Origin of the sequence: Amycolatopsis bullii, from assembly GCF_014654205.1 — a bacterium.
GTDB classification, from domain to species: domain Bacteria; phylum Actinomycetota; class Actinomycetes; order Mycobacteriales; family Pseudonocardiaceae; genus Amycolatopsis; species Amycolatopsis plumensis.
Genome location: NZ_BNAW01000076.1, coordinates 20,695 through 27,108, shown reverse-complemented (window position 1 = coordinate 27,108; position 6,414 = coordinate 20,695). Strand labels below are relative to the sequence as shown.

General features: G+C 71.3%; 6 protein-coding genes. All 6 read right to left on the bottom strand.

Going from position 1 to position 6,414, the window contains the following annotated elements:
• A partial coding sequence (locus tag IE317_RS42245; RefSeq protein ID WP_191316977.1) for a fumarate reductase/succinate dehydrogenase flavoprotein subunit occupies positions 1–2,378 on the bottom strand: 2,378 nt, incomplete at its 3' end.
• Positions 2,375–3,094 (bottom strand): ABC transporter ATP-binding protein, encoded by a 720-nt coding sequence (locus IE317_RS42240; protein ID WP_191316976.1) that lies wholly within the window; start codon positions 3,092–3,094, stop codon positions 2,375–2,377. The genes IE317_RS42245 and IE317_RS42240, both read right to left, overlap by 4 nt.
• Positions 3,091–3,924, bottom strand: coding sequence for an ABC transporter permease (locus IE317_RS42235; RefSeq protein ID WP_191316975.1), 834 nt, complete (start codon positions 3,922–3,924; stop codon positions 3,091–3,093). The genes IE317_RS42240 and IE317_RS42235 overlap by 4 nt, the downstream gene beginning before the upstream one ends.
• Positions 3,921–5,309: an ABC transporter substrate-binding protein gene (locus IE317_RS42230; protein ID WP_191316974.1), complete on the bottom strand. Its 1,389-nt coding sequence runs from the start codon at positions 5,307–5,309 to the stop codon at positions 3,921–3,923. Before IE317_RS42230 ends, IE317_RS42235 begins: the two co-directional genes overlap by 4 nt.
• The gene (locus IE317_RS42225; RefSeq protein WP_191316973.1) at positions 5,306–5,533 is read right to left on the bottom strand and encodes a 4Fe-4S dicluster domain-containing protein; all 228 of its coding nucleotides are present in this window, start codon (positions 5,531–5,533) and stop codon (positions 5,306–5,308) included. Before IE317_RS42225 ends, IE317_RS42230 begins: the two co-directional genes overlap by 4 nt.
• A gap of 11 nt (positions 5,534–5,544) precedes the next feature.
• Positions 5,545–6,261, bottom strand: coding sequence for a GntR family transcriptional regulator (locus IE317_RS42220; protein ID WP_191316972.1), 717 nt, complete (start codon positions 6,259–6,261; stop codon positions 5,545–5,547).
• Positions 6,262–6,414: the final 153 nt, after the last annotated feature.

The following is a 6,414-nucleotide window of genomic DNA, read 5'->3' as shown; positions in this document are numbered from 1 at the left end:
GTCAGGGCGGCCGCCCGCACCAGCAGGTCGGGGTCGACGGCCAGCGCGGCCACCGTCCCGGTCGCGCGGGGGTCGCCGATCGTGCCCAGCCCGGCCGCCACCGCGACCCGGACCTCGCGCGATGCGTCCGAAGCCGCCTCCGCCAGCGTCGACGCCGCATCGAGCGACACCAGGCCGCGGATCGCCTCCAGCCGGACGACGACCGCCGGGTCGGCCAGCGAGGCCGCGAACAGCGGCGCATCGCCGAGCCGCAGCGCCCGCAGGACGTCCAGGGCCACCGACCGCACGTCGGCGTCGGACACGGTCAGCGCCGACCGCAGCCCGTCGCCCAGGGACGACGACGGCGTCAGCACCTCCACCAGCTCCCGCAACCCGGCCGCCGCCGCGGCCCGCACGCGCGCGTCGATGTCGTGCAACGCCGTGACCAGCGCCGGGCCGAAGCCCTCCGGCGCCGACTCGGTGAGCACCGCGATCGCCGTCGTGCGCACCTCGGCGTCCGGATCGGCCAGATACTCCGACAGCACCGCGAGCGAAGGCTGTTCCTCCGCCAGCGCTACGACTTCGAGGACGCGCGGCGACGAATGCGTCCGCGCCGGAGCGGCAGTGGCCACGTCCGGCGGCGTGTGCCCGCTGAAGGCCGTGTGGGTACCGAGGAGCTCGACGTCGAACTCCGGCACCGAGAACTCCGGCACCGGCACGACATACGGCGTCACCGGCCGCTTCAGGAACTCCATCTCGCCGGACGCCGTCTTGCGCAGGTTCAGGTGCGCGAGCCACGAGACGTCGTCGCGGCCCGGGTGGTCGGTCCGGTCGTGGTAGAGCCCCCACCGGCTCTCGGTCCGCACCAGCGACGCCCGCGCGGCCATCTCGGCGCAGTCGCGGATGAACGTCACCTCGGCGCAGCGCATCAGCTCATGCGGGGTCCGCGCCCCCATCGAGGCGATCTCGCCGGTCATCCGCGCGAACGTCTCCAGTGCGATCTCCAGCTTCGCCGTCGTCTTGGGCGGCGCCACGTAGTCGTTGACGAACCGGCGCAGCTTGTACTCGACCTGCTGCTGCGGCGGACCGTCCGGAGTGGACAGTGGTCGGTAGATCAGCTCGTGGGCCAGAGCGATCTGGTCCTCGGGCAGCGGAACCAGCGGACGCAGGGAGCCGGAAGCGTGCGCGCCCGCGAGGTCGCCGTAGACGAACGCGCCGATCATGTAGTTGTGCGGCACGCAGGCGAGGTCGCCCGCCGCGTAGAGGCCCGGGACCGTCGTCGCGCCGTGCTCGTCCACCCAGACGCCGGACGCCGAATGCCCGCCGCACAGCCCGATCTCCGAGATGTGCATCTCGACGTCGTGCGTGCGGTAGTCGTGGCCACGGGTGGCGTGGAACGTCCCGCGCGTCGGCCGTTCGGTCGTGTGCAGGATGTTCTCCAGCGCGCCGAGCGTCTCCTCCGGCAGGTGCGTCAGCTTGAGGTAGATCGGCCCGCGCGCCGAGGAGATCTCGCGCGCCACCTCGGCCATCATCTGCCCTGACCAGTAATCGCAGTCGACGAAGCGATCACCGGCCGCGTTGACCTGGTAGCCGCCGAAGGGATTGGCGACATAAGCGCAGGCCGGGCCGTTGTAGTCCTTGATCAGCGGGTTGATCTGGAAGCACTCGATCCCGGACAGCTCCGCGCCCGCGTGGTACGCCATCGCGTAACCGTCGCCCGCGTTCGTCGGGTTCTCGTAGGTGCCGTAGAGATAACCGCTGGAGGGCAGGCCCAGCCGTCCACACGGGCCGGTCGCGAGGATCACCGCGGACGCCGACACCGTGACGAACTCGCCGGTCCGCGTGTTGAACCCGGCGACGCCGACCGCGCGCCCGCCGGAGGTCAGCACCCGCACCGGCATCACGCGGTTCTCGATCGTGATGCGTTCGCGCATGTGCTTCTGCCGCAGCACGCGGTAGAGCACCTTCTTGATGTCCTTGCCTTCCGGCATAGGCAGGACGTAGCTGCCGGACCGGTGCACCCGCCGCACGGCGTACTCGCCGTACTCGTCCTTTTCGAACTTGACGCCGTACTTCTCCAGCCGCTGCACCATGGCGAACCCGCGCCGCGCGGTCTGGTACACAGTGGACTGGTTGACGACGCCGTCGTTCGCGCGGGTGATCTCGGCGACGTAATCCTCGGGCGTCGCCTTGCCCGGGATGACCGCGTTGTTGACGCCGTCCATGCCCATCGCCAGTGCGCCCGAGTGCCGGACGTGCGCCTTCTCCAACAGCAGCACGTTCGCGCCGTTTTCGGCGGCGGTCAGCGCGGCCATGGTCCCGGCCGTGCCGCCGCCGACGACCAGGACGTCCGTCTCGAAGTGCGTCCGCGCCGACAGCGGGGGTGCTTCGAACGTCATGCCGCCACCAGCCCGTCCAGGACCTCGGCGCGCTCGGCGGCCACGGCGGGCTCGGCCGTCCGCGGCCGCGACGACTCGACGACCTTCGCCAGCCGCCCGTCGCGGGTCAGCACCGCGACCCGGTCGGCCAGGAACAGCGCCTCGTCGACGTCGTGGGTCACGAACACCACCGTCGTCGGCCGCTTGCGCCAGACGTCCACGAGCAGCCGCTGCATGGCCGTGCGGGTCTGGGCGTCGAGCGACCCGAACGGCTCGTCGGCCAGGATCACCCGCGGCGACCCGGCCAGGGTGCGGGCGAGCTGGACGCGCTGCCGCATGCCGCCGGACAGCTCCCGTGGCAGGTGGTCCTCGTAGCCGGCCAGCCCGACCTGGGACAGCCACGACTCGGCCTCCACCCGCCGCCGGGCCCGCGGCACCCGCCGGATGGACAGCGGCAGCTCGACGTTGCGGCGCACCGAACGCCAGGGCAGCAACCCGTCGTCCTGGAACACCAGGGCGCGCTCGGCGGACGTGCCGGTCACCTCCACGCCGGCGGACAGGACACGGCCCGAAGACACGGGCAGCAGTCCGGCCAAGGCGCGCAGTAGCGTGGACTTCCCACACCCCGATGGACCGGTGACGGCGAGGATCTCGGCGTCGGCGACGTCGAGGTCGATCCCGGACAGCACCGCGCGCTGTCCGTAGTGGACGGTCAGGTTCTCGGTGCGGAGGCTCATGCGTTCTCCCCTCGGGGCAGCCAGCGGGTGGCGCGGCGGCCGAGCAGTTCGACGGCGGCCGAGGTGACCCAGCCGAGCAGGCCGATGGTGAGCATCCCGACGATCACGCCGGGGTAGTCGACGACGGTGTAGGCCTGCCAGGTCCGGTAGCCGACGCCGAACTCGCCGGAGATCATCTCCGCCGAGATCACGCAGATCCACGAAACGCCCATGCCGACGGACAACCCGCCGAACACGCCGGGCAGCGCGCCCGGCAGCACGACGTTCCACAGCACGCGCCGCCGCGAGCCGCCCATCGTGCGGATCGCGTCCTCCCAGACCACCGGCAGCGCGCGCACGGCGTGCCGCGTGCTGACCACGACCGGGAAGAACGCGGCGATGAAGGTGATGAAGATGATCCCCTGCTCGTTGCTGGGGAACAGCAGGATGGCGATGGGCACCATCGCGATGGCCGGGATCGGCCGCAGCACCTCCAGGAGCGGCTGGACGACGTCGGACGTGCCGCGGGAGCGCGCGATTGCCGTGCCGAGGCCGATCCCGAACACCGCGGCCAGCGCGAAGCCCGTCACGATCCGGCGCAGGGAGTCGAGCAGGTCCTGGTAGTAGACGGCGGTGCCGAGCTGGTAGCCGAGGTCGCGGGCCACTTCGACCGGCGTGGGCAGGCGGTCGAAGTGCAGCCACAGGTCGACGTCGAACGCGGTCAGCAGCTCCCACACGACCAGTGCGGCGACGATGCTGCCCGCGCGGACGGCGAGCCGGCTGAACCGTCGTCTCGGTGGCGTCGGCGGGGCTTGCCTGATGGCGGGTTGGTGGTCGAGGGTCTGGGTCATCGGGACTCCTCCACGGCTTGCGCGTAGCTGACGATCGCGCCGGGGTGCCCGGCGAGGTGGGCGCGGGCGCCGTCTTCGGTGGTGAAGGGCAGCAGCGCGCCACCCGCGTCGCGCACCCAGACGGCCTTGTCGGCGAACCAGCGGGTGCCCGTGGCCGCGTCGGGCACGTAGGCCGCGCGGACCGGCTTCCCCGCGTGCGCCACCGCCTTGAGCAGGCACGATGGCGTGGCGGCGGGGTGGGTGGTGGTCTCGCCGGACAGCCACAGCTCACCCGCGCTGCGCGGATCGGTGACGGGCCGCGAACACGTCGTGTCGAAACCCTTCACCGGTGCCGGGTTGTCCAAGGAGGACGCTGCGGTGTCGTAGGACGGGCCGTAGATCTCCCGCAGGTACCGGTCGTCGACGAACGCGCCGAGGTCGAGCCGCTTGATGTTCCCGATCGAACGCAGGAACGGTGCGTCGGTTTCGAGAGCGCTGATCAGTGGGCGCTTCAGCGGCGGGTCGAAGGTGACCATGCCGCCGGCGCCGTTGTAGAGGTAGACGACCTCGGGCGGCAGCTTCGTGGCCGAAGCGACCTTCAACGCCGCGTCCATCGGGTGCTGGTGCAGGTGGTCCGTCGCGTCCCGCTGCGCCCGCAGGAATTCCGTGACGACGTCGTGGTGGGTGTCCGCGTAGGACTCCCGGACGACCACGCCGTGCCACGTCGGCAGGTTCAGCGCCGAGCCGTCGTAGAGCAGCCGGGCCTGGTTCGCGAACACCAGCTGGCCCGGCCACGCGACGAACTGCCCGAGCGCGTCGACCGACCCGGACAGCAGCCCGGACGCGCCGACCGCGGGCGCCTGGTTCTGGAGGTGGACGTCGTCGGGCCCGATGCCGATGTTCTGCAGGGCGTGCACGGTGGTGCCGTGCCCGGCCGATCCGATGCTGGCCGAGATCTTCTTGCCCTTCAGGTCGGCCAGCGTGCGGGCGGGTGAATCCGGTGGGACGACGACCATGTTCAGCGCGCCCAGCAGGTTGTAGCCGGTGGCGGCGACCAGTTTGGTGCGGCCGTCGCCGAACTCCTGCGTGCGGGAGCCGTTGATGAGCAACGGGTAGTCGCCCATCGAGCCGATGTCGATCTTCCCGGCGACCATTTGCGCGGTGATCGGCGCGCCGGTCGAATAGTCCTGCCACGTGACGTGATAGCGCTTCCCGTCCCGCTTGCCCAGGTCGGCGAGCCGCTTCTCGAAGTACCCCAGTGACCGCAGCAGCGTGCCCGCGGTGACGGTGTTGATCGTCTTCGACTGGTAGCCGATCACGACGTCGACGTCGTCCGAAGTGGACGCGTTCGCGGTGCAGCCCGCGGCCAGCAGCGCGGCGGCGAGCAGGAGGCGGACCGGCTTCATCGCAGCAGGTAAGGCATGTTGATGGTCACGGCACCGGTCGGGCAGCGCGCCGCGCACGGTCCGCAGTACCAGCACTCGTCGACGTGCATGTACGCCTTGTCGGTGTCCGGGTCGATGGCCAGCGAGTCGAGCGGGCACACGTCGACGCACAGCCGGCAGCCGTCGAGGCACTTCGACTCGTCGATCGTCACCGGAACGTCGACCCGGCTCGGCACGAGGGGCATGGCGGTCTCCTTCAGGAACGGTCGAGGCGGGCGCGCATGGTGAGGCGGTCGCCGCGCAGCCGGATGTACTCGAGGTCGACGGGCCGTCCGTCGGCGAAGTGCGTGAGGCGCTCCCACCGCAGCAGCGCCGCCCCCGGCGGAACTTCCAGCACCGCGGCGGTTTCGGGGTCGGCGTTGAGGGCTTCGACGTCGATGTCGGCGTAGCCCAGCCGCTGCCCGGACGTCTCCTCGATGAGCGCGAAGACGTCCCGGCCGGCGAGGTCGTGTTCCAGCAGCGGCTTCCCGATCTCCGGCAGCAGGTAGGTGAGGTCGAGCGACAGCGGGACGCCGTCGAGGCGCCGCAGCCGTTCGAGGTAGACGACTTCGGAGCGCTCGGGCACGCCGAGGCGGTGCGCCACCACGGCGGGGGCGGGCACGAGGTCCGCGGTCCGGACGTCGTTGGTGACTTCGCCGTGCTCGCGCAGCACCTCGGCCAGGCCGGCCAGCCGGTTGAGCCCGTGCGGGTACTTGTGCCCGACGACGACCGTGCCGACGCCCGGCTGGCGCGCGATCAGGCCGTCGTCGCGCAGCAGCGCGAGGGCCTCCCGCACGGTGTTCCGGGTCGCCGAGAACTCCACCGTGAGGTCTTCCTCGCACGGCAGCGTCTCCTCGGCCAGCACCTGACGGCGCAGCAGGTCGGCTACCTGTCTCGCGCTGTCCGAGCGGGTCCGCCGGGGTGTGGTGGGCATGGCGGCGAGGATGGCCAGCGGACGTTAACACCGTGTTACGCCACTTTTTGCGTAACCAGCGGGGCTCTGACCTGCGAAAACAGGTGTCCAGAGCGGACTTCCGCCGCTCACTATCTGGGACGTCCGAGGGCGCCCGCCGCGGGTGCGGGGCGC